We start from the raw sequence: 19,135 nt of genomic DNA on the forward strand, positions 1-19,135 counted from the left end.
TCAGGCCGCCCTCGAGGCCGCCGAACGCAGCGCGGCCGCGCAGTCCGCGGCGCGCAGCCTCGAAGAAGAAGCGGCCCGCGCCGCCGCTGCAGCGGCCGCCGCGGTGCCGACCGGGGACGCGATCACGGCGGTCGGCGACTCGGTGATGCTCGCCTCGGCAGCGGAGCTGCAGGCGACCTTCCCGGGAATTTCGATCGATGCTGCCGTCAACCGGGGCATGCATGCCGCCGCGGGCATCCTCGCGGAATCCGCGGCCGCTGGAACCCTGCGGCCGGTGGTCATCGTCGGCCTCGGCACCAACGGGCCGATCACCGCGGGCGAACTCGCCGCGATCGAGACGGCCATCGGGCCCGACCGCCACCTCGTGCTCGTCAACGCGTTCGCCGAGCGGGACTGGACCCCCACGGTGAATACGACGCTCGCGAGCTTCTCCGACGCCGAACCCTACGTGGTGCTCGCGAACTGGCACGATGCCATCGCCGCGCGCCTGGACCTGCTCGGCGAGGACCGGGTGCATCCGGGCCCGACGGGCGGGCAGGTCTACGCCGACAGCATCCGCTCGGCCCTGCAGGCCCTCGCCGCCGACCGCTGAGCCGGTGCTCGTGCGTTAGTGCGTCGGAACCGCCTCGGCGTCAACACTTCGGAGGGCCTCGTCCACGGCCTGCTGCACGCGGGCATCCTCACGCAGCGCGCGCCGGGTGCGACGACGCTTGCGCACCAACATGGTCGCAACCACGCCGGCTGCGAGCAGCACGAGCAAAACCAGCTGGGCCCAGGGCAGGGCCCAGGTGCCGGCGGACGCCTCGACGGGGGTGATTCCCGGCGTCGAGCCGGCGACGACAGCGAGCTCGGGATCCAGGAATACCGAGGCCGTCAACCAGAAGACGGGAGAAATTGCTGCCACCGACACCGTGACCGGCCAGGACTCACCGGGCAGGAGTTCGGGAACGGCGGCGACATTCGCGATGTCCGTGGGCAGCATGCCCCACGGCCCTGCGAGGCCCACCGTCTGCCCGGCGGCCACCCGCACATTGCCGGTGTTAACCACGGAATAGCTCACGGTGGCGTCGCCGGTGCCGAACGGGTTGGCCGTTCCCGCGTAGGAGACGCTGAGGTTCTCGACGGACAGTCCCGGTTGCAGATCCCCCAGAACGCGCACGTGCATGCGGATGCCCAGGCGGCGATCCACGTCGATCCCCTGTTCCTGACCGGGCTGGGGAAGCGAGGTCAGAATTCCGCCCAGGTAGTCCCCCGGGGTTGCCTCGGCCGGAATCGTCACGGTGAAGGGCACTTCGACGCTCTCTCCGGCGGGGATGCTCACCTGTCCGGTGTCGAGCGCGGTCCAGCTGCCCGCGGCGACGGATGCGGTGTCCCGTGTCACAAGGTCGACCTGCCCGCTCGTCGTGGTGAAGCCGTCGGCGGCGTAGACGTCCAGTTCGAGGGGCTCCTCGTCGTGGTTGCTGATGATCAGGGCGTCGCTCAGAGACTCGCCCGGATCGAGGGTATAACCGAAATTCTGGCGTTCGGGGTCGGTACCGCTCGTGGCGGTCCGCACCCCCCAGGTGACGTCGCCCTCGGATGCCGCCGCCACGGCGGGACTCACCGTCGGCACTCCCAGCACGAAGATCAACGCTATGGGCAGGGCACGAAGCAGAGTGACGGCAGCATGCGGGCTGCGTGGTGGTCGGGCAAGCATCGAGGTCCCCTAGGTGTGAGTGAGAGTGTGGGTGGTGAGACACCGAGGAGGTGGGCGCCGGCGGCGCCCACCTCCTCGGTGCGGGCACAGGGGTTCTTAGCTCAGTGCGGTGAGCGTGAGCGTTGCCTGGTAGGTACCGTCGGTCACGTCAACCGGAACGGCGAGTCCCAGACCGGCGTCGAGCGTCGCAGAACCGAGGGCATGGCCGGTGGCGGCGTAGCCCAGGGTCGAGGAGGCGGACAATCCGTCGCCCGCGAAGAAGCCCGATTCAACCGCTGCACCGGCGACGGCGTCGCCACCGGTCTCAACGACCGACGGGGACCAGCCGAGGAAACGACCGGAGAACGACTTGTCACCGGAGACGAAGTCGCCGACCTGCGCGGAAATCGACCACTCCGGTCCGGCGGCACGGGTGTCGGTCACGCGGATGGCGTTGATCGAGCCAACGGCCGAGTAGTGGTCGCCGGCGTCGATCGCGGTGCCGAGGTCGAGAAGCGCGTTCGTGCCGTCGATGTTCCAGACGAATTCACCCGGAGCGGCCTCGGGAACGGTGACCTGAAGCTCCTGGGAGTCGAGGTCCGGCTGAACCTCGCGGGTCAGGGTGACCTGGTCCACGACGCTGTTGACGGGGTTCGCGTCGCCGTAGGCCTCGCTGCGCAGCGTCTTGATGGTGAAGGCCTCATCGGAGACCTCGATGGCGCTGTAGTTGCGCACGTGCTCCTGGTTGGAAGCGGACAGGTAGGAGAAGCCCTGTTCCTGCAGGTTGTAGTACTTCGAGCCGGAGGCCGAGTTCGCCGTGACGTAGAGTACGCCGCCGGGGCCGGCGATGACCGAGTCAGCGCCGGCTTCTTCGGCCTCGTTGGCCTTGACGCCGTTGTGCATCAGATAGCTGCGCGCGTAGGCGTGGTCGTGTCCCTGAAGAACCACGTCGATGCCGAGGTCTGAGATGGCCGTCGGCAAAACGGCGCGGCGGTCGACGATGTCGCCGTCGGTCGCGTGCACAGCGGGCGAGTAGATCGAGTGGTGGAAGGCCAGGACCTTCCACTTGGCCTCGTCGCCGTGCTCGGCGACGATCTGGTTCATCCAGGCAATGTGGGAATCGTTGTCGCGGCTGTTCGAGTTGATATCCATGAAGAGGACATCCTTGTAGATGAACCAGTAGTCGCCGCCCGAGGCAGTGTCCGAACCGGCACCGGCGCTGGCGTCGACGTTCGGCGTGTTGAAGTGCTGCTCGTAGGCCTTGTTGCCGACGTCGTGGTTTCCGTTGGTCGCGACGAACGGAATCTCGCGCAGTGCGTCGGGCTCGAGGAAGGCCTCGTACTGCACCTCGTTGGAGGCGGAATCGACCTGGTCGCCGGCCGAGAACAGCATTTCGGCGTCGGGGTAGGTCGAGGTGGCCACGTCGAGCGTCTCGCTCCAGCCGGCGGTGTCGCCGGGGATGTCCTTCGACGATCCGATCTGCGGGTCACCGAAGAAGAGGAAGTCGAAGGCACCGTCGAAGTCCTGGGTGCGGAAGGAGTAGGTGTTCGACCAGTCGCCTTCGCTGCCCACGCGGTAGACATAGGCGGTGTTCTCGGCGAGATCGGTCATCGTCGCAAAGCGGTTGTACTCACCGCTGGTGGTGAGTCCTCCCGTGGCCGAGATGCTCGTGGCCAGGCCCGGGAAGGCCCCGTCGACGACATTGGCGGCCAGAGCGACCTGGACGACCTGAGCCGTGTCGGCGGCTGAATACCAGGAGAAGTTGCGCATGGTTTCGTCGGCGCCCACATGCAGCACGATGTCGGACTGGGTGGAGGTGGCAGCGACGGCGCTCGTCGTGAGGACGCCGCCGGTCAGAGCCATGGAGAGGCAGACGACAGCAGCGCCGAAGACGATCCCCGTGCGCCGGTGAGCAGGCTTTGCAGCCCGGGTTGTGTTGCTAAACGACATGTGATTCCAGTACCTCTCGGATCTAAGGAACACGCTCATGCGCAAATGCGCACGCGCCGCAAGTGTGTTCTTGCTGAGTAAATTCCGTGTGAATGCTTTGAATCGGGCAAGCAAAGGGAGGAACAATCCTGTGTGTGTTGACACAATGCATGTACCAGTGAGGCCAAGGGCCGCACCGGTTGCTAGGCGAGCGCGAAGATTCTCTCCGCGAACCAGACCAGCCCGAATGCGGCGACCGCCCCGGAAACCATCACCGTGGCGATGACTCCCACCCGCGGCATCCGACGACGCAGCAGGGACAGCAGGGGAAAGACGCAGGCGATGATCGCGAGCTGCACGACCTCGATGCCCACGTTGAACACCAACAGCGACCACAACAGGGTCCACGACCACGCCTCGTCGATTCCGAGCGCCCCGGCAAAGCCGAGACCATGCACAAGACCGAAGCAGAAGACCACCGCGAGCCGACCCTGTTCCGCCCGCGCGATCGCCCAGCGCCCCGGCGAGGACCGCCCCCCGGCTGTGCCCGCTGGCCCGGGGACGAGACGAGAACGCCGCCGGTTGATCCACAGCGGCCAGGCGGCGACGACGGCGATGGACAGCGCGATGATCGGCTCGACCACAGCGGCCGGCACAGCGACCAGGTTGAGCGCGGCGATGACAAAGGTCAGCGAGTGGGCAACCGTGAACGCGGTCGCGGCGAGAACGACATCGCGCAGGCGGCGCGATCCGACGATCAGGGCCAGCAGAAACAGCAGATGGTCGGGGCCGGCAGCCAGGTGCTCGGCGCCGAGCAGGAAAAATTCCAGAAAACGCTCGTGCCAGGCCTGCCCCGTCGAAAAGGTGGGGTCGGACGAGTCCAGAGCGGCGCTGCCGGAGCGTCCGTCGAGGTCGTAGGTCACGATGGTCTTGGTGTCGGTGACATAGTCCTCGACGTCGGGAAACAGCGTGCTGGTCACCTCGTACGTCGGGCTGTCTGCGGAACCGGCCGCGCAGGCGAAGTCCAGCACCAGCAGCGCGTATGGCACATCGTCGCGCACGTCCATGGTGATCTCCCCCACCGGGACCGGGGAGCATGCCTCGCCGCCGAAGGTGACCTGGAATCGTTCCTGCACGTAGTCCCGCACGGTGTCGGCGTGGGCGTTCATGGCGATCGCCTCGTCGCCGGTCTCGAACAGGTCCATCCCCTCGTTGAAGAGGCCAGGGTCGTCCTGGTTCTCGGCCGCGGACACGACCAGCAGGTCGTATTCAAGGTAGATATCGGCGCGCAGATCCCCGGTGTCCGCGGCGACCGCGTCAACATAGACCGTCGACTCGAATCCGTGGGCTGACGCCGGCAGAGCGGCCAGCGTGGTGCCCGCGGCCGCTGCGACCAGCCCCACGACGACGGCGAGAGAACGGAAACGGCGCGGGGGGCGCGGGACGAAGACGAACTGGCTCATCCGGACAACCTGTCCGAACCGGATGAACGAGCAACGCCGAAAGTGTGAACTCGGGGTTACGCGGCATCCGCACGCCGGCTGCGGCGGGCACGAAAGTTCACCTGCCTGCTGCTCGACCGTCACCCCCCGGCCACGCCCGACTGCCAACCTGTGGCGGTGCCGGATCGTCCCCGACGCCTGACCGACCTCGGAGGTTGACCGCTGTGCACCCCAGACCACGCCTCACGTTTGTCGCAGCCCTGGCGCTGCTCCTCGTCGTCAGCGGATGCGCAACGGGCACGACGGCCACGCCGGGCCAGAGTCTCCGCCCGCTCGGTTCGGGCTACCTGGGCAGCATCACCATGCAAATGCCCGAGCCGACCCTCAGCCCGCTCCCCGGTTCCTGGGATGGCGTCGTGCCGCCCGCGGGTTACCGCGCCATCGTGATTTCCCGCAGTGTTGCTGGCGACCCGGGAAACGCGGATGCCACTCGGGCAATCGGGGCGGCCGTGGAACGCTGGGCGGCGCAGTACGACGTTGACCTGCAGTCCTTCGTAGCCGCCGATGACGACGAGGTCGAGCGCCACCTCGACGCGGCCGTGGCCCTGTCTCCCGACCTCGTTCTGGGGGCGGGCAGCGGCGTGGTGGACGTCTTCTCCCTGTTGACGGCCCAAAACCTGGGGCAGGAGTTTCTGATGGTCGGCGCGCAGCTGCCCGAACCGACCGCGAACGTCACCGCGGCCGTCTGGGCGGGGGCCACCTTTCGCGGCACCGGCGTCAGCGTCCCCGCAGACCAGGTCGCCTCGGCCGTGACCGTTCAGCGCGCCGAAGACGCTGTCACCGCCGGGGTTGCGGGCGTGCTGCACGGCCTGTCCGGCGTGGTGGTGCGCCTCACGTTCTGAGCCGGGCGAGCGCGGCGGGGCTAGTACTGCAGCGTGAACGCCAGCTTGCGGTGGGTGGGCACGTAGCCCATGCCCTCGTAGAGGCCCAGGGCACCGGTCGGGCTCGCGGAGTCGACCGCGAGGGTCGAGCGGTCATATCCCAGGGCTCGTCCGGCTTCGAGGTGCGCGGCGAGCAGTGACTGGGCGATGTGTCGGCCCCGCCACGCGGTCGTCACGCCGACGAGGTCGACATACCCCCCGGTGAAGCCCTGCGTGCGCCAGACATCTTCGTTCGCGCTCGACAGCACGAACCCGACGACCTGCTCGGCACCGGCGTCGTCGGTGCCGAACGCCACGAACGACAGGTCGGGCCGAAACCACCGACCCGTCACGAAGGCGTTCCAGTTCTCGTCGCTCATCGGCTGGCTCGCCCAGTGGTCCATGAAGGCGTCGTCGCGGGCGACGTGCACCGCCGCCGAATCCTGCATGCTGAACGGCGCCAGACGGATGCCGGGGGCCGGTTCGACCTCGGCGATGGGCTCGGTCAGGGGGCGCTCCAGGGAGAGGAAATACCGGGACAGGTGCATGCCGCCGAGCCGCAGCATCCGTGCGGTCTGCGGGGATCGCTCGTCGGCGTAGGCGAGGATCCAGCCCGGCAGCAGCTTGCTCGACGACGCGAGTTGCTGCTGCGCTCGCCCCAGCTGCCAGGCCAGCAGTTGCCGGCCGATGCCGCGGCCGCGCAGGTCCGGGTGCACTCCGCCGATCGGCATCGACCGCACGAGCGTCACCTGCCGCGGCGGGAACATGACCATCCCGACCGCGACGACCCGACCGTTCGTGTCGAGCCCGATCAGGGAGTCGTGTTCGGCGTGGAAATGCGAATAGCCGAAGTCGGCAGCAATCGCACCGCGCGCCGTGAGGTAGTTCGGGTGGTCGACGCGGCCCATGGCCTGCCGCAGCTGCCAGATGCCGTCGATGTCGGCATCCGTCGCCGCACGCCAGAAGGCGACATCAGGATGCCGCGGCACGGCGAGCCTGATCGGCGCGGCGACGCGGGCACTCAGCGGTGACTCGCTCGGCGGCCTTGGGGTTTGTGGGCGGATGCTCTGGGCTCGTTCCGGATCAGGCATGGGCCCAGCCTATGTCACCCACAAAAAATGAGGGGTCCGGCCGAAGCCGAACCCCTCATCGTGTTTCTATCGTGCGACTACTTGGTCTCCTCGACCGGAGCGTCAGCAACAACCGCGGCGTCGTCAGCGACGACGTCCTCGGCTACGGCAGCGTCGTCGGCGACCACGTCATCGACGACGACAGAGTCGGAACCGATCGGCGTCGCGGCGACGGTGGCAACCTTGGAGCGCTTGACCTTGGGGACGAGGGGCTCGAGAACGAGCTCCATCTGCACCATGGACGCATTGTCACCCTTGCGGAAACCGAGCTTCGTGATGCGGGTGTAACCGCCCTCACGCTCGTTGACCTGGGGTGCGATCACGGTGAAGAGCTCGTGAACGACGGTCTTGTCGGTGATCGTCGCGAGAACGCGACGACGCGCGTGCAGGTCGCCGCGCTTGGCGAACTGCACCATGCGCTCGGCGAGCGGACGCAGGCGCTTGGCGCGCGTCTCGGTCGTCTTGATGGACTTGTGGGTGAACAGGGCAGCAGCCAGGTTGGCGAGCATGAGGCGCTCGTGCGCCGGGCCGCCACCGAGCCGGGGTCCCTTTGTGGGCTTAGGCATGGGTAATCTCCAGTATCAAAAAACAGTAGAGGTCGTCGAAGAGACGAACCTTAGTTGGTGGGCTCTTCTTCGTATCCGCTGTAGAAGTGGGCGCCGTCGAATCCGGGAACCGAGTCCTTGAGAGACAGGCCGAGCTCAACGAGCTTGTCCTTGACCTCGTCGACAGACTTCTGTCCGAAGTTACGAATGTTCATGAGCTGGGTCTCCGAGAGGGCGACCAGTTCGCTGACATTGTTGATGCCTTCGCGCTTGAGGCAGTTGTACGAACGCACCGACAGGTCGAGGTCTTCGATCGGAATCGAAAGCTCGGTCGAGAGAACGGCGTCAACCGGCGCGGGGCCGATCTCAATGCCCTCAGCGGCGGTGTTGAGTTCGCGGGCCAGGCCGAACAGTTCGGTCAGGGTGCGACCGGACGATGCGATGGCGTCGCGGGGCGAGATGGCCGACTTGGTCTCCACGTCAACGACGAGGCGGTCGAAGTCAGTGCGCTCACCGGCACGAGTTGCCTCGACGCGGTAGGTCACCTTGAGAACGGGCGAGTAGATCGAGTCGACCGGAATCTGGCCGGCCTCGGAGAACTCGTTGCGGTTCTGGGCGCTGGACACGTAGCCGCGGCCGCGCTCAATGGTCAGTTCCAGTTCGAACTTGGCACTGTCGTTGAGCGTGGCGATGACGAGCTCGGGGTTGTGCACCTCGACACCGGCCGGAGCCGAGATGTCTGCTGCAGTGACCTGGCCCGCACCCTGCTTGCGCAGGTACGCGGTGATCGGCTCGTCGTGCTCGCTCGAGACGACGAGTCCCTTGATGTTCAGGATGATCTCGGTGACATCTTCCTTGACACCGGGAACCGTGCTGAACTCGTGCAGAACGCCGTCGATACGGATGCTCGTGACAGCAGCGCCCGGGATCGAGGAGAGCAGGGTACGACGAAGGGAGTTGCCAAGGGTGTATCCGAAGCCGGGTTCGAGCGGCTCAATGATGAACCGTGAACGGAACTCCGAGATGTTCTCTTCGGTGAGCGTGGGACGCTGTGCAATAAGCACTGTTGATTCCTTTCGGCTAAGTGTCCGCTATATGACACTTGCAATGACGAGGTGTTTATTAAGAAAGAAAGTGTCCAGGCGGGCCCGACCACGAGGTGGTCAGGCCCGCCACGACGGTGACAGTGCTTTAGACGCGACGACGCTTCGGCGGGCGGCAACCGTTGTGCGCCTGGGGGGTGACGTCGTTGATGGATCCGACCTCGAGGCCAGCGGCCTGAAGCGAACGGATCGCAGTTTCGCGACCTGATCCCGGTCCCTTGACGAAGACGTCAACCTTCTTCATGCCGTGCTCCTGCGCCTGGCGGGCAGCAGACTCTGCTGCCAGCTGAGCGGCGAACGGGGTCGACTTGCGCGAACCCTTGAAGCCGACCTGGCCCGAGGAGGCCCAGCTGATGACCGCACCGGTGGTGTCGGTGATCGAGACGATCGTGTTGTTGAAGGTGCTCTTGATGTGGGCCTGGCCCACAGCAACGTTCTTCTTCTCTTTTTTACGCGGCTTCCGTACGGCCGACTTAGGTGTTGCCATGAATTTCTCCTGAATCCTAAAGGCGTTAGCGGGCTAGGCCGGGGCCTAGCGCGCCTTCTTCTTGCCGGCTACGGTGCGCTTCGGGCCCTTACGGGTGCGAGCGTTGGTTTTGGTGCGCTGGCCGCGAACGGGCAGGCCCTTGCGGTGGCGAATTCCCTCGTAGCTGCCAATTTCAACCTTGCGGCGGATGTCAGCGGCAACCTCACGGCGGAGGTCACCCTCAACCTTGAAGGTTCCTTCGACGTAGTCGCGCAGGAGGACGAGCTGGTCGTCGCTCAAGTCCTTCACGCGGATGTTTCCGTCGATTCCGGTGTCGACGAGGGTCTTGAGAGCCCTCGTGCGGCCAACACCGTAGATGTATGTCAATGCAACTTCCACGCGCTTATCGCGCGGGATGTCGACGCCGGCTAGACGTGCCATTGTGTCTCCTGATACTGGATGGAGGTCTGTAGCAGTTCCTGTACACCGGCCTCCAACCGATGGTGTCACCCTCGCGGGCTCCCGGAACTGCTATTTACTTGTCGTACCGAAGTACGTGTCGTACCGAAGCGCTAACTGCACAGCTGATCTCTCACAGGCCTGACCCGAACAACTGTCCGGTGATCGAGCCTGCCGAGATCAACCCTGGCGCTGCTTGTGACGCGGGTTCTCGCAGATGACCATCACGTTGCCGTTGCGGCGGATGACCTTGCACTTGTCACAGATCTTTTTGACGCTGGGCTTGACCTTCATGGTGATTCCTTGTTTTCGCTGTCCTCGTACCCCGGGGATGCCCAAGGCCGTTACTTACAGCAGTCGTTACTTGTAGCGGTAGACGATCCGGCCACGGGTCAGATCGTAAGGGCTGAGTTCTACAATGACGCGGTCCTCCGGGAGGATACGAATGTAGTGCTGACGCATCTTGCCCGAGATGTGGGCAAGCACTCTGTGGCCGTTGGACAGCTCAACGCGAAACATCGCGTTGGGCAGGGCTTCGACTACCGCGCCCTCGATTTCGATGACACCGTCTTTTTTGGCCATAGCCTCACTGTCGCTCTTGTATTGATTGCTGGTCATGCGGATATTGCTGCCTGACACGCCCGAAAAGACGATGCCAGACACCAAAGATCAATCTTATGGTATGAAGTTGCCTTTTGGCAATTCGGTCCTATAATCGCCAGCAATCAATTTCAGAGCGACTGCGCTCAGAGGGACTGCGCCTGCCGCACCCGGGCGGCGACCGGCTCGAAGAGCGGATGCTCCGGCGCCAGCCCGCAGACCTGCTGCACGACCCGCTCGGCCGGCTCGGCACGCAGCAGCCGGTTCAGCTCCACGCTCTGCTCATCGCCCGGCACCACAAAACGGAATGCGGCACCGATCGCGTCGAGCAGGGCTACAGGAATCCGGCCGTCTTCGGCGATCTCCGCCGCCGGGCCGATGAAGCGTTCGGTGCGGCCGAGTTTGCGCAGCGGCTGCCGGCCGACCCGCTCAACGGTGTCCGGCAGCTGTGGGTTGGCGAAACGGCGCAGAATCTTCTCGCGGTAGGCCCGCTGTTCGGCCTCGTCGAGGCCGTGCTTGGCCACCAGCAGGCCGGAGGTCTCCTCGAGCACCCGGCGGGCGGCATCCGCTACCCGGGCGACACGCAGGGCGTCGTGCAGCGGATGCACCCCCTCCAGAAAACCCAGGTAGGCCACGGTCGCGTGCCCGGTGTTCACGGTGAAGAGCTTGCGTTCGATGTACGGTCGCAGGTTGTCGACGAAGGTCGCGCCGGTAATGGGCGGCGGGGCGCCGTGGAAGGCGCCCTGCTCGATGACCCACTCGTAGAAGGTCTCCACGGTCACATCGATGCCGGCGCCCTCGGGCTGCGCCGGCACGATGCGGTCTACGGCGGTGTTGGCGAAAGCCGCCCGGCTGCCCACGATCGGCCAGTCCTCCGGCGGCACGAGGGCCCGCACGTAGCCGGCGAGTTGGTCTGTCGCATTGATCGCGTTTTCGCAGGCGATCACCGCGAGCGGTGCGAGGTCACTCGAGCGCCGCGCAAGGCCGGCGGCGATCATCGGGGCCACCCGCGGCAGGATCGTCGGGCCGACCGCGGTCGTGACCACGTCGGCGCCCGCGATCTCCGCGATCAGGGCATCCGTTTCGGTCACGCTGTTGACCGCCCGAAAATTGTCGACCGTGTGCACGGCAGGGTTCTCCCCCACCTCGTGCACCCGGTAGACGGGGGCGGCCTTCAGCGCCTCGATGAGTGCCTCGTTGACGTCGGCGAAGACCACCTCGTAGCCGGCTTCGTGAAGCAGCAGGCCCACGAATCCGCGCCCGATGTTGCCGGCGCCGAAGTGAACGGCCGTCGGACCCTGCGGCGTCATGGTTCGTTGACCTCCTCGAGCAGGGTGAACATCTCTTCCGAGCTGCCGGCGTCCAGCAGGCGCTGCACCTCGTCTTCGTCGGAGAACACCACGGCGATCTTCGACAGGATCTGCAGGTGCTCGTTGTTCAGCCCGGCGATGCCGACCGCGAAGCGCACCGGCTTGCCGTTCCAATCGATCGGCTCCGGGTACCGCACGATCGACAGCGACGACCGCAAAATCGATTCCTTGGCCTTGTTGGTACCGTGCGGAATCGCCAGGTAGTTGCCCATGTAGGTCGACACGGATGCCTCCCGCTCGAACATCGAGTCGATATAGTCCGCGCGCACCGCGCCCGAAGCGACGAGCAACTGCCCCGCCTCACGAATGGCTTCGTCGCGCGACGTCGCCGTGCCGCGGGCGATCACGTTGGTCGGCTGCAGGATCTCGCTGCTGGTGTCGGCGGCAGTGCTGTCGGCGGCAGTGTTCTCGGCGCTCATCTCGTGACCTCGTCCCGGTTGTTGGTGTTGCCCCGTTCAGTGAGCATGCCGACGACCTCGTCGTAGCGGGGGCTGGCCATGAAGTTCTCCACCGACAGGTGCAGCGAGTTCGGCGAGGCGTCGCGCGCCCGGTCGGTGAGGTCCCGGTGCGTGATCACGAGGTCGGCGCTGCCGTCGAGGTTCGCGATGGCCTGATTGGTCACGGCGACCCCGGTCACGCCGGCCTTCTTGATCTTGTTGCGCAGCACCGAGGCGCCCATCGCGCTCGAGCCCATTCCGGCGTCGCACGCGAACACGATGGTGCGCAGCTCCCGGGTTGGAGCGGCCGTGTGGGCGGGCGTGGCGGCATCCGCTTCTGTCGAACGGCTCGCGCCGTTGCCGGCAGCCGACTGGCCGGCGAGGCCGCCGAGCACGGCGCTGGACTTGCCCTTGTAGGCCTCGGTCTGGGCCACGGCCGCGCTGAGGTCACCGGTCTCACCGGCGGCCAGGTCACGCTTGCGGCTGGCCCGCAGAATGACCGCCGCGATCAGGAAGGAGACCCCGGCGGAGCCGATCACCGACAGGATCACCCCGATGTAACTGCCGGGCGCGGTTTGGATCAGAACCGCGAAGATGCTGCCCGGTGAGGCGGGAGCTCGCAACCCGGTCTGGAAGGCCACGTTGATGGCGACCCCGGTCATGCCGCCGCCGATCGCGGCGAGAATCAGGATCGGCTTCATCAGCACGTAGGGGAAGTAGATTTCGTGGATGCCGCCGAAGAACTGGATGATGATCGCACCGGGCGCACTCGCCCGGGCAATGCCGAGGCCGAAGAACGTGTAGGCGAGCAGGATGCCGAGGCCCGGGCCGGGGTTGGCCTCGAGCAGGAACAGGATGGACTTGCCGCTCTCCTGGGCCTGCTGGATGCCGAGCGGGGTCAGTACACCCTGGTTGATGGCGTTGTTGAGAAAAAGCACCTTGCCCGGCTCGATCAGGATGCTCACCAGCGGAAGCAATTGGTTGCTCACCAGCCAGTCCACGGCGTCGCCGAGGGTGTTGCTGATCGCCGTGACGATGGGTGCGATACCGAAGAAGGCGCCGATGGCGAGTGCGCCGCCCAGGATGCCGGCCGAGAAGTTGTCGATCAGCATCTCGAAGCCGGGACGGATCTTGCCGTCCCAGATGGCGTCAATCTTCTTCATCAGCCACGCTGCGAGCGGGCCCATGATCATGGCGCCGATGAACATCGGGATCGTGCTGCCGACGATGACGCCCATGGTCGCGATCGTCGCGACCACGCCGCCCCGGGTGCTGTAGACCATCCGCCCGCCGGTGTTGGCGATCAGCAGGGGCAGCAGGTAGGTGATCATCGGGCCGACAAGCCCGACGTACTGCGGAAAGGTTGTGCCGTCTTCGGCCGCCGCGAGGGCGGTGCGGGAGCCGGTCCAGCCGATGACGGCTTCGTTGCCGAATCCGCCGAGGATGCCGTTGGGCGCCCATCCGGTGGGAATGAACAGGGCCGTGATCAGCCCCCACGCGATGAACGCGGGGATGTTCGGCATGACCATGCCGCTGAGGAAGGTACCGAAGCGCTGCACGCGCACACGCGCGCCCGCGGGCTTCGTCGATGCCGACGTCGTTGTCATTGCACTGTCTCCTTCATTGCCGGAACTCCTTCGGTGGGGGTGGTGTCAGGTGTGGGCAGCGGACAGGGCGAGGTCGACGGATGCGTCCCCGTTGCGCACGCTGAACACCTCGGCGGGCAGCAGCCGTGCACTCACCCCGTACTGGGCGGCGAGCTCGCAGATCTGCGCGTACTGGGGTGCCAGGTGCGGCCCAACGAGGAGAACGTCGATGTTGCCAAGACTCGCGCCGAGTTCGGACTCGCTGCCGGCGGCGACCTGCACGTCGAGCCCACGGGCGGCGAGGGTCACACGCATGCGCTGGGCCACGAAGGTGCTCGACGCCCCGGCGCCGCAGACCACCAGAATCCTCATCGATCGCCCTCCAGGTCGCTTGCCTGTTGCGGTGTTGACCCGATACTGGCAATTGGCTGGGAACCCCGCCAGCATGAAACTTTCCGCACCCCCGGAAAATCGACGTGCCACCGCCCCCAAACCGCAGCACAATGTGTGCATCGAAATGTCAGCATCGAGCCGGCCACATCGGCAGCGCGGCTGCCACCCCGACCTTGTTCCTAGCCCGTGACGACGGAGTCTGGCCATGACCGACAAAGCGACCCGCATGCTCGAGTACCTCGCCCACACCCCCGCGTGGGTCACCGCCGCCGAAATCGCCGACCACCTGGGGGTGACACCGCGCAGTGTGCGCAGCTACGTGACCCAGGTGAAGACGTCGACGCATCCGTTCACCGTCATCGAATCGGGCCCCGAGGGGTATCGCCTCAACCGCCGGGCCTACGACCGGCTCGGCGAGGCCCGGGTACCCCCGGCTCCCGACGCCCCTGCCGCCCGGCTGTACCGGCTCGTGCGCCAGCTCACCGACGCGACCGACGGCCTCGACGTCTATGAGCTCGCGGCGTCGTCTTTTGTCAGCGACTCGACCGTGGAGACCGACCTGACCCGGCTGCGGGCCCTGCTCTCCGACTCCGGCCTGGGCCTGTCCCGGCACGGGAGCGTCGTGACCCTCGACGGGTCGGAGACCGACCGGCGCCGACTGCTCAGCCCCATGTTCCGAGCCGAAGGCAGCCGCGGGCTGCTCGAACTCGAGGCGATCCACGCCGAATTCGCGTCAGAAAGTTTGGGTGCGTTCAAGACCGACCTGCTCACGATGCTCGACACCGAGGGCTATTTTGTGAACGAGTTCGGCACGACAGCACTTCTGCTCCACGTGGCGATCGCCGTTGACCGCGTTGCCCGGCGCGAGACGCCGCCCGCCGACCGCACCACGCCCGCAACGCCACTGGCCGAACAGCTCGGGGTTCTGCTGCAGCGCCACTTTCGGGTCGACCTTGACCCGCAGGACCTGGACTTTCTCGCCCAACTGCTCGCGACCCGGGTGGTGACACCGGGGCAGGACCAGCCCGCACAGCGGGTTGCGGCGAACTACGTGCGGCCTCGCGATCTCGCTATCGTGCAGCGCATCGTGGCCCAGGCCAGCGCCGAGTATCTGGTCGACCTGAACGACGAGGGCTTCATCGTGCGCCTGACGCTGCACGTGCGCAACCTCATCGACCGCGCCCAGGACCGCTCATACTCGCGCAATCCCCTGACCCGGTCGATCAAGACGGCCTACCCGATGACGTACGAATTGGCCGTGTACATCGCCAGTGCCCTCCAGGCCCAGGAACAGATCGAGATCACCGACGACGAGATCGCGTACATCGCCATGCACGTCGGCGCCCACCTGGAGCTGCAGGGCCGCCGCGAAGAACTCGTCACCTGTGTGATCGTCTGCCCGAACTACTACGACGTGCACCTGCGGCTGGTGGAGCGCATCGAACGCCTGCTCGGCACCGACCTCGAGGTCTCCGCGGTTGTCACCCGCAGCGACGTCGATTGGTCGACGCTGCACGCCGACCTGGTGCTCACGACGATCGACCCGAAACTGCACGGCGACGGAGTCATCGTGATCAAGCCGTTTCTGACGGCAGCCGACGTCGATCGCATCCGCCTGGCGGCGAGCCGGGTGCGGCGGCTGCGGCGCCGGGCGCAGATCACCGGCGACCTGTTGAAGTTCTTCGACGCACGGTTGTTCCTGCGCAATTTCTCTCCGAGCAGCGAACTGGCCATGATCCACGCCCTCGGCGAGCGGATGCAGCGGCTCGGCCTGATCGACGCGGCCTACATCGACGGCGCGATCGACCGTGAGCGGATGTCGTCGACCGCGTTCACCGACCATCTCGCCGTGCCGCACGCGATGGCGATGACGGCCCGGCAGACCAGCATTGCGATCGTGATCAACGACGCCGCGATGGACTGGGGTGACAGCCGAGTCAACGTGGTCGCGTTCATCGCGTTCAGCGCCGCCGGACGAGCGTCATTCCAGGCAGTGTTCGACCAGTTCGTGGAGGTATTCGCCGACCGGGCTGATGTGCAGCGACTGATCAAGCGCTCAATCGACTTCGACTCGTTCATCGGGGAACTCGCTCACCTGATGGACCAGTAGCGGCAACGCGGGGCGCGCCCCGCGGCATCCGCTGCCTGGCGAGCCGGCAGTTTACGGGATCGGGACCGGCGTGATGCCGAACTGGGCGAGGCCGGCGGCGCCGCCGTCTTCGGCGGTCAGCACCCAGATGCCGTCCTTGTGCACGGCGATGCTGTGCTCCCAGTGCGCGGCGGCGAGGCCGTCGCTCGTGGCGACGGTCCAGTCATCCTCTTTCGTGTACGTTTCGATGTCGCCCATGACGACCATCGGCTCAATGGCCACGATGAGGCCGGGCTTCACATCGGGGCCCTTGGGACGCACGCGGTAGTTGAAGACGGGCGGAGCCTCGTGCATGCTGCGGCCGATGCCGTGGCCGACGTAGTCGGTGAGGATGCCGTACGTGCCCTGCGACTCGATGTAATCCTCGATGGCCTCGCCGACCTCGTTGAGGTGGCGGGCGGTGGACAGCCGGGCGATGCCGTGCCAGAGCGACTGCTCGGTCACGTGCGAGAGCAGTTCGCGCTCGGCGACGACCTCGGGGCGGGACGGGTCGGGAATCACGAACGTGAACGCGGCGTCGCCGTTCCAGCCGTCGAGGATGGCGCCGCTGTCGATGGAGACGATGTCGCCGGGAACCAGCTTGCGGGCGGTCGGAATGCCGTGCACGACCTCGTCATTGACCGAGGCGCACACCGTGTGGTGGTAGCCGGTCTCGAGCTTGAAGTTGGGCTTGCCGCCGAGGGCCACGATCGCGGCCTCGGCGGCGGCATCCAGATCCAGCGTGGTTGCCCCCACGACCATTGCCGCCCGGGCCGCGGCGAGTGATGCCGCCGTGGCCAGGCCGGGCGCCACCATCAGGCGCAATTGGGCGGGGTTTTTGTAGATCGAGCGACGAAGGCTCATATTAAGGGGTTCCCACAAACTAACTATCTCGATGCGATTGGCTCGGGTGGAGCCAAGTGAAGCGGGTCGTGCTGGTGAAAACTACTTGCTGGCGACCGGCGGACGCAGGCCGCGCTCGGCCAGGGCATCCAGGATGCGGCCGGTGACCGTCGCGACGGCTCCGAGGCCGTCAACGGTGACAACGAGGCCACGCGCGCCGTACACGTCGATGAGCGGAGCGGTCTGCTCTTCGTAGACCGACAGGCGGTGACGGATCACGTCGGCGGTGTCATCGGCGCGGCCCTGCTCGGCGGCACGCTTCAGCAGTCGGGAGACGACCTCATCGGTGTCGGCCACGATCAGCACGACGACGTCGAGGGCGGTTCCGGCAGCTTCGAGCAGACGGTCGAGTTCGGTGACCTGATCCGTCGTGCGCGGGTAGCCATCGAGCAGAAAGCCGGGGGCGGCATCCGCTTGCTGCAGGCGATCTTCGACGATCGCGTTGGTCAGCGAGTCGGGCACGTATTCGCCGGCGTCCATGAACGCCTTGGCCTGGAGGCCGAGCGGCGTTTCATTCTTGACGTTGTAGCGGAAGATATCGCCCGTGGAGATGGCCGGAATGCCGAAAGCCTCGGCAAGCTCGGTGGCCTGGGTGCCCTTGCCCGCGCCGGGCGGGCCGATCAGGAGAAGTCGCGTCATCGGAGAAGTCCCTCATAGTGTCGTTGCTGCAGCTGTGAGTCGATCTGCTTGACTGTCTCCAGCCCAACACCGACCACGATCAGGATACTGGCTCCGCCGAAGGGGAAGTTCTGATCTGCGCCGATGACGCTGAACGCGAGCAGCGGGATGAGGGCGATGAGGCCGAGGTAGATCGAGCCGGGCAGCGTGATGCGGGTCAGCACGTAGTCGAGGTACTCGGCGGTCGGGCGGCCGGCACGGATGCCGGGGATGAACCCGCCGTACTTCTTCATGTTGTCGGCGACCTCTTCGGGGTTGAAGGTGATCGCGACGTAGAAGTACGTGAAGCCGATGATCAGCAGGAAGTACATCAGCATGTAGAGCGGGTTGTCGCCCGAGGTGAGGTTGTTGGTCACCCAGGTGACCCAGGCGGCGGGCTCCTGGCCGGCCGCAGGCTGGTTGAACTGGGCGATCAGGGCCGGCAGGTACAGCAGCGACGAAGCGAAGATCACGGGGATCACGCCGGCCATGTTGACCTTGATCGGGATGTAGGTGTTGTTGCCGCCGTAGGTGCGTCGGCCGACCATCCGCTTGGCATACTGCACCGGAACGCGGCGCTGGGACTGCTCCACGAACACGACCGCCATGACCACCAGCAATCCGACCGCGATCACGATGAGCAGCACGTCGATTCCCTGCTGGTTGCCGATGGACATCAGCGAGGTGGGGAAGAGTGCGGCGATCGAGGTGAAGATGAGCAGCGACATGCCGTTGCCGATGCCGCGCTCGGTGACGAGCTCGCCCATCCACATGATGACGCCGGTGCCGGCGGTCATGGTGATGACCATGAGCATGATGGCGTACCAGGCGTCGTTGGTGATCAGGGCCGAGCATTCGGCGCTGGCGGATGTCCCGAAGAGCGCGCCGCTCCTGGCCACCGTGATCAGCGTGGTCGACTGCAGCAGGCCGAGGGCGATGGTGAGGTAGCGCGTGTACTGGGTCAGGGTGCTCTGACCCGAGGCACCCTCCTTGTAGAGGGTGTCGAAGTGGGGGATGACAACCCGCAGCAGCTGCACGATGATCGACGCCGTGATGTACGGCATGATCCCGAGTGCGAAGACCGAGAGTTGCAGGAGCGCGCCACCACTGAAGAGGTTGACGAGCTCGTAGAGGCCGCTGGCCCCCTGGTTAGCCGCGAGACAGGCCTGCACGTTGCCGAAGTCCACGAATGGGGCGGGGATGAACGAGCCCAAACGGAACAGAGCAATGATGCCCAGGGTGAAGCCGATCTTCTTGCGAAGGTCAGGCGTGCGGAATATCCGCGCAATGGCGCTAAACAACAAAGGCCTCCAGTTATTAACGTGAATCGAGCTTGCCGAGTCCACACCAACGATTTACTCGATAGGTGGCTTCGACAAGCTCGACCAGCGT

The 19,135-nt window shown here is 66.0% G+C and carries 20 protein-coding genes; 3 read left to right on the plus strand and 17 right to left on the minus strand.

Annotated elements, in window-relative coordinates:
- Nucleotides 1-592 (plus strand): SGNH/GDSL hydrolase family protein (locus D6T64_RS22460; RefSeq protein WP_456064316.1); only part of this gene is annotated, 592 nt, incomplete at its 5' end.
- A gap of 15 nt (nucleotides 593-607) precedes the next feature.
- On the opposite strand, the gene D6T64_RS02470 is transcribed toward D6T64_RS22460, so the two are convergent.
- The 3 genes from D6T64_RS02470 to D6T64_RS02480 form a co-directional block, all read right to left on the minus strand.
- Entirely contained in the window at nucleotides 608-1,696 is a 1,089-nt protein-coding gene (locus D6T64_RS02470) for a WxL protein peptidoglycan domain-containing protein (RefSeq protein WP_119971128.1), read from the minus strand.
- A gap of 96 nt (nucleotides 1,697-1,792) precedes the next feature.
- Entirely contained in the window at nucleotides 1,793-3,625 is a 1,833-nt protein-coding gene (locus tag D6T64_RS02475) for an FN3 domain-containing metallophosphoesterase family protein (RefSeq protein ID WP_119971130.1), read from the minus strand.
- A 182-nt stretch (nucleotides 3,626-3,807) separates the two neighbouring features.
- The gene (locus D6T64_RS02480) at nucleotides 3,808-5,067 is read right to left on the minus strand and encodes a HupE/UreJ family protein (protein WP_119971132.1); all 1,260 of its coding nucleotides are present in this window, start codon (nucleotides 5,065-5,067) and stop codon (nucleotides 3,808-3,810) included.
- Between the two features lie 203 nt (nucleotides 5,068-5,270).
- Here D6T64_RS02480 and D6T64_RS02485 point away from each other — a divergent pair, with 203 nt between their 5' ends.
- A complete protein-coding gene (locus D6T64_RS02485) occupies nucleotides 5,271-5,948 on the plus strand; it encodes a type 1 periplasmic-binding domain-containing protein (RefSeq protein ID WP_119971133.1) in 678 nt (225 codons plus the stop codon).
- 20 nt (nucleotides 5,949-5,968) lie between these two features.
- Here the strand turns inward: D6T64_RS02485 and D6T64_RS02490 are convergent, their stop codons facing one another.
- The 11 genes from D6T64_RS02490 to D6T64_RS02540 all read right to left on the minus strand — a co-directional run bounded on the left by D6T64_RS02490 (nucleotide 5,969) and on the right by D6T64_RS02540 (nucleotide 14,034).
- On the minus strand, nucleotides 5,969-7,057 hold the full coding sequence (locus D6T64_RS02490) for a GNAT family N-acetyltransferase (protein ID WP_119971135.1): 1,089 nt from the start codon (nucleotides 7,055-7,057) through the stop codon (nucleotides 5,969-5,971).
- Between the two features lie 77 nt (nucleotides 7,058-7,134).
- Nucleotides 7,135-7,662 (minus strand): 50S ribosomal protein L17, encoded by a 528-nt coding sequence (rplQ, locus tag D6T64_RS02495; protein WP_119971137.1) that lies wholly within the window; start codon nucleotides 7,660-7,662, stop codon nucleotides 7,135-7,137.
- A 50-nt stretch (nucleotides 7,663-7,712) separates the two neighbouring features.
- Nucleotides 7,713-8,705 (minus strand): DNA-directed RNA polymerase subunit alpha, encoded by a 993-nt coding sequence (locus D6T64_RS02500; RefSeq protein ID WP_119971139.1) that lies wholly within the window; start codon nucleotides 8,703-8,705, stop codon nucleotides 7,713-7,715.
- A 127-nt stretch (nucleotides 8,706-8,832) separates the two neighbouring features.
- Nucleotides 8,833-9,231 carry a 30S ribosomal protein S11 gene (gene rpsK, locus D6T64_RS02505; protein WP_119971141.1) on the minus strand — a complete coding sequence of 133 codons (399 nt, stop codon included), beginning with the start codon at nucleotides 9,229-9,231 and terminating at the stop codon, nucleotides 8,833-8,835.
- Nucleotides 9,232-9,276: 45 nt separating this feature from the next.
- Nucleotides 9,277-9,651 carry a 30S ribosomal protein S13 gene (rpsM, locus tag D6T64_RS02510; RefSeq protein WP_119971143.1) on the minus strand — a complete coding sequence of 125 codons (375 nt, stop codon included), beginning with the start codon at nucleotides 9,649-9,651 and terminating at the stop codon, nucleotides 9,277-9,279.
- A 198-nt stretch (nucleotides 9,652-9,849) separates the two neighbouring features.
- Nucleotides 9,850-9,963, minus strand: coding sequence for a 50S ribosomal protein L36 (gene rpmJ / locus D6T64_RS02515; RefSeq protein WP_035834639.1), 114 nt, complete (start codon nucleotides 9,961-9,963; stop codon nucleotides 9,850-9,852).
- A 66-nt stretch (nucleotides 9,964-10,029) separates the two neighbouring features.
- The gene (gene infA, locus D6T64_RS02520) at nucleotides 10,030-10,251 is read right to left on the minus strand and encodes a translation initiation factor IF-1 (RefSeq protein WP_035834638.1); all 222 of its coding nucleotides are present in this window, start codon (nucleotides 10,249-10,251) and stop codon (nucleotides 10,030-10,032) included.
- 164 nt (nucleotides 10,252-10,415) lie between these two features.
- The gene (locus tag D6T64_RS02525) at nucleotides 10,416-11,579 is read right to left on the minus strand and encodes a mannitol-1-phosphate 5-dehydrogenase (protein WP_119971145.1); all 1,164 of its coding nucleotides are present in this window, start codon (nucleotides 11,577-11,579) and stop codon (nucleotides 10,416-10,418) included.
- Nucleotides 11,576-12,058: a PTS sugar transporter subunit IIA gene (locus D6T64_RS02530; RefSeq protein ID WP_119971148.1), complete on the minus strand. Its 483-nt coding sequence runs from the start codon at nucleotides 12,056-12,058 to the stop codon at nucleotides 11,576-11,578. Before D6T64_RS02530 ends, D6T64_RS02525 begins: the two co-directional genes overlap by 4 nt.
- Complete coding sequence (locus tag D6T64_RS02535; RefSeq protein ID WP_119971150.1) at nucleotides 12,055-13,683, minus strand: PTS mannitol transporter subunit IICB; 1,629 nt, start codon at nucleotides 13,681-13,683, stop codon at nucleotides 12,055-12,057. Before D6T64_RS02535 ends, D6T64_RS02530 begins: the two co-directional genes overlap by 4 nt.
- Before the next feature lie 45 nt (nucleotides 13,684-13,728).
- Nucleotides 13,729-14,034 (minus strand): PTS sugar transporter subunit IIB, encoded by a 306-nt coding sequence (locus D6T64_RS02540; protein ID WP_119971152.1) that lies wholly within the window; start codon nucleotides 14,032-14,034, stop codon nucleotides 13,729-13,731.
- Between the two features lie 226 nt (nucleotides 14,035-14,260).
- Between D6T64_RS02540 and D6T64_RS02545 the strand changes: the two genes are divergently transcribed.
- On the plus strand, nucleotides 14,261-16,165 hold the full coding sequence (locus tag D6T64_RS02545; protein WP_233550790.1) for a BglG family transcription antiterminator: 1,905 nt from the start codon (nucleotides 14,261-14,263) through the stop codon (nucleotides 16,163-16,165).
- Between the two features lie 51 nt (nucleotides 16,166-16,216).
- Here D6T64_RS02545 and map read toward each other — a convergent pair whose 3' ends face one another.
- The 3 genes from map to secY form a co-directional block, all read right to left on the minus strand.
- The gene (map, locus tag D6T64_RS02550; protein ID WP_119971156.1) at nucleotides 16,217-17,047 is read right to left on the minus strand and encodes a type I methionyl aminopeptidase; all 831 of its coding nucleotides are present in this window, start codon (nucleotides 17,045-17,047) and stop codon (nucleotides 16,217-16,219) included.
- 81 nt (nucleotides 17,048-17,128) lie between these two features.
- Complete coding sequence (locus D6T64_RS02555) at nucleotides 17,129-17,725, minus strand: adenylate kinase (protein WP_119971158.1); 597 nt, start codon at nucleotides 17,723-17,725, stop codon at nucleotides 17,129-17,131.
- On the minus strand, nucleotides 17,722-19,044 hold the full coding sequence (gene secY, locus D6T64_RS02560) for a preprotein translocase subunit SecY (RefSeq protein WP_119971162.1): 1,323 nt from the start codon (nucleotides 19,042-19,044) through the stop codon (nucleotides 17,722-17,724). The genes D6T64_RS02555 and secY overlap by 4 nt, the downstream gene beginning before the upstream one ends.
- Nucleotides 19,045-19,135: the final 91 nt, after the last annotated feature.

The sequence above is a fragment of the Cryobacterium melibiosiphilum genome (assembly GCF_003602235.1).
In the GTDB taxonomy this organism is placed as follows: Bacteria; Actinomycetota; Actinomycetes; order Actinomycetales; family Microbacteriaceae; genus Cryobacterium; species Cryobacterium melibiosiphilum.

What these genes read in the sequence shown, in the direction of transcription:
- rplQ (WP_119971137.1), bottom strand. Translation starts at nt 7,662, where the DNA reads ATGCCTAAGCCCACAAAGGGACCCCGGCTCGGTGGCGGCCCGGCGCAC.
- D6T64_RS02535 (WP_119971150.1), bottom strand. Translation starts at nt 13,683, where the DNA reads ATGACAACGACGTCGGCATCGACGAAGCCCGCGGGCGCGCGTGTGCGC.
- rpsM (WP_119971143.1), bottom strand. Translation starts at nt 9,651, where the DNA reads ATGGCACGTCTAGCCGGCGTCGACATCCCGCGCGATAAGCGCGTGGAA.
- D6T64_RS02530 (WP_119971148.1), bottom strand. Translation starts at nt 12,058, where the DNA reads ATGAGCGCCGAGAACACTGCCGCCGACAGCACTGCCGCCGACACCAGC.
- D6T64_RS02480 (WP_119971132.1), bottom strand. Translation starts at nt 5,067, where the DNA reads ATGAGCCAGTTCGTCTTCGTCCCGCGCCCCCCGCGCCGTTTCCGTTCT.
- D6T64_RS02490 (WP_119971135.1), bottom strand. Translation starts at nt 7,057, where the DNA reads ATGCCTGATCCGGAACGAGCCCAGAGCATCCGCCCACAAACCCCAAGG.
- D6T64_RS02470 (WP_119971128.1), bottom strand. Translation starts at nt 1,696, where the DNA reads ATGCTTGCCCGACCACCACGCAGCCCGCATGCTGCCGTCACTCTGCTT.
- D6T64_RS02545 (WP_233550790.1), top strand. Translation starts at nt 14,261, where the DNA reads ATGACCGACAAAGCGACCCGCATGCTCGAGTACCTCGCCCACACCCCC.
- infA (WP_035834638.1), bottom strand. Translation starts at nt 10,251, where the DNA reads ATGGCCAAAAAAGACGGTGTCATCGAAATCGAGGGCGCGGTAGTCGAA.
- rpsK (WP_119971141.1), bottom strand. Translation starts at nt 9,231, where the DNA reads ATGGCAACACCTAAGTCGGCCGTACGGAAGCCGCGTAAAAAAGAGAAG.
- D6T64_RS02540 (WP_119971152.1), bottom strand. Translation starts at nt 14,034, where the DNA reads ATGAGGATTCTGGTGGTCTGCGGCGCCGGGGCGTCGAGCACCTTCGTG.
- D6T64_RS02555 (WP_119971158.1), bottom strand. Translation starts at nt 17,725, where the DNA reads ATGACGCGACTTCTCCTGATCGGCCCGCCCGGCGCGGGCAAGGGCACC.
- D6T64_RS02475 (WP_119971130.1), bottom strand. Translation starts at nt 3,625, where the DNA reads ATGTCGTTTAGCAACACAACCCGGGCTGCAAAGCCTGCTCACCGGCGC.
- D6T64_RS02525 (WP_119971145.1), bottom strand. Translation starts at nt 11,579, where the DNA reads ATGACGCCGCAGGGTCCGACGGCCGTTCACTTCGGCGCCGGCAACATC.
- map (WP_119971156.1), bottom strand. Translation starts at nt 17,047, where the DNA reads ATGAGCCTTCGTCGCTCGATCTACAAAAACCCCGCCCAATTGCGCCTG.
- rpmJ (WP_035834639.1), bottom strand. Translation starts at nt 9,963, where the DNA reads ATGAAGGTCAAGCCCAGCGTCAAAAAGATCTGTGACAAGTGCAAGGTC.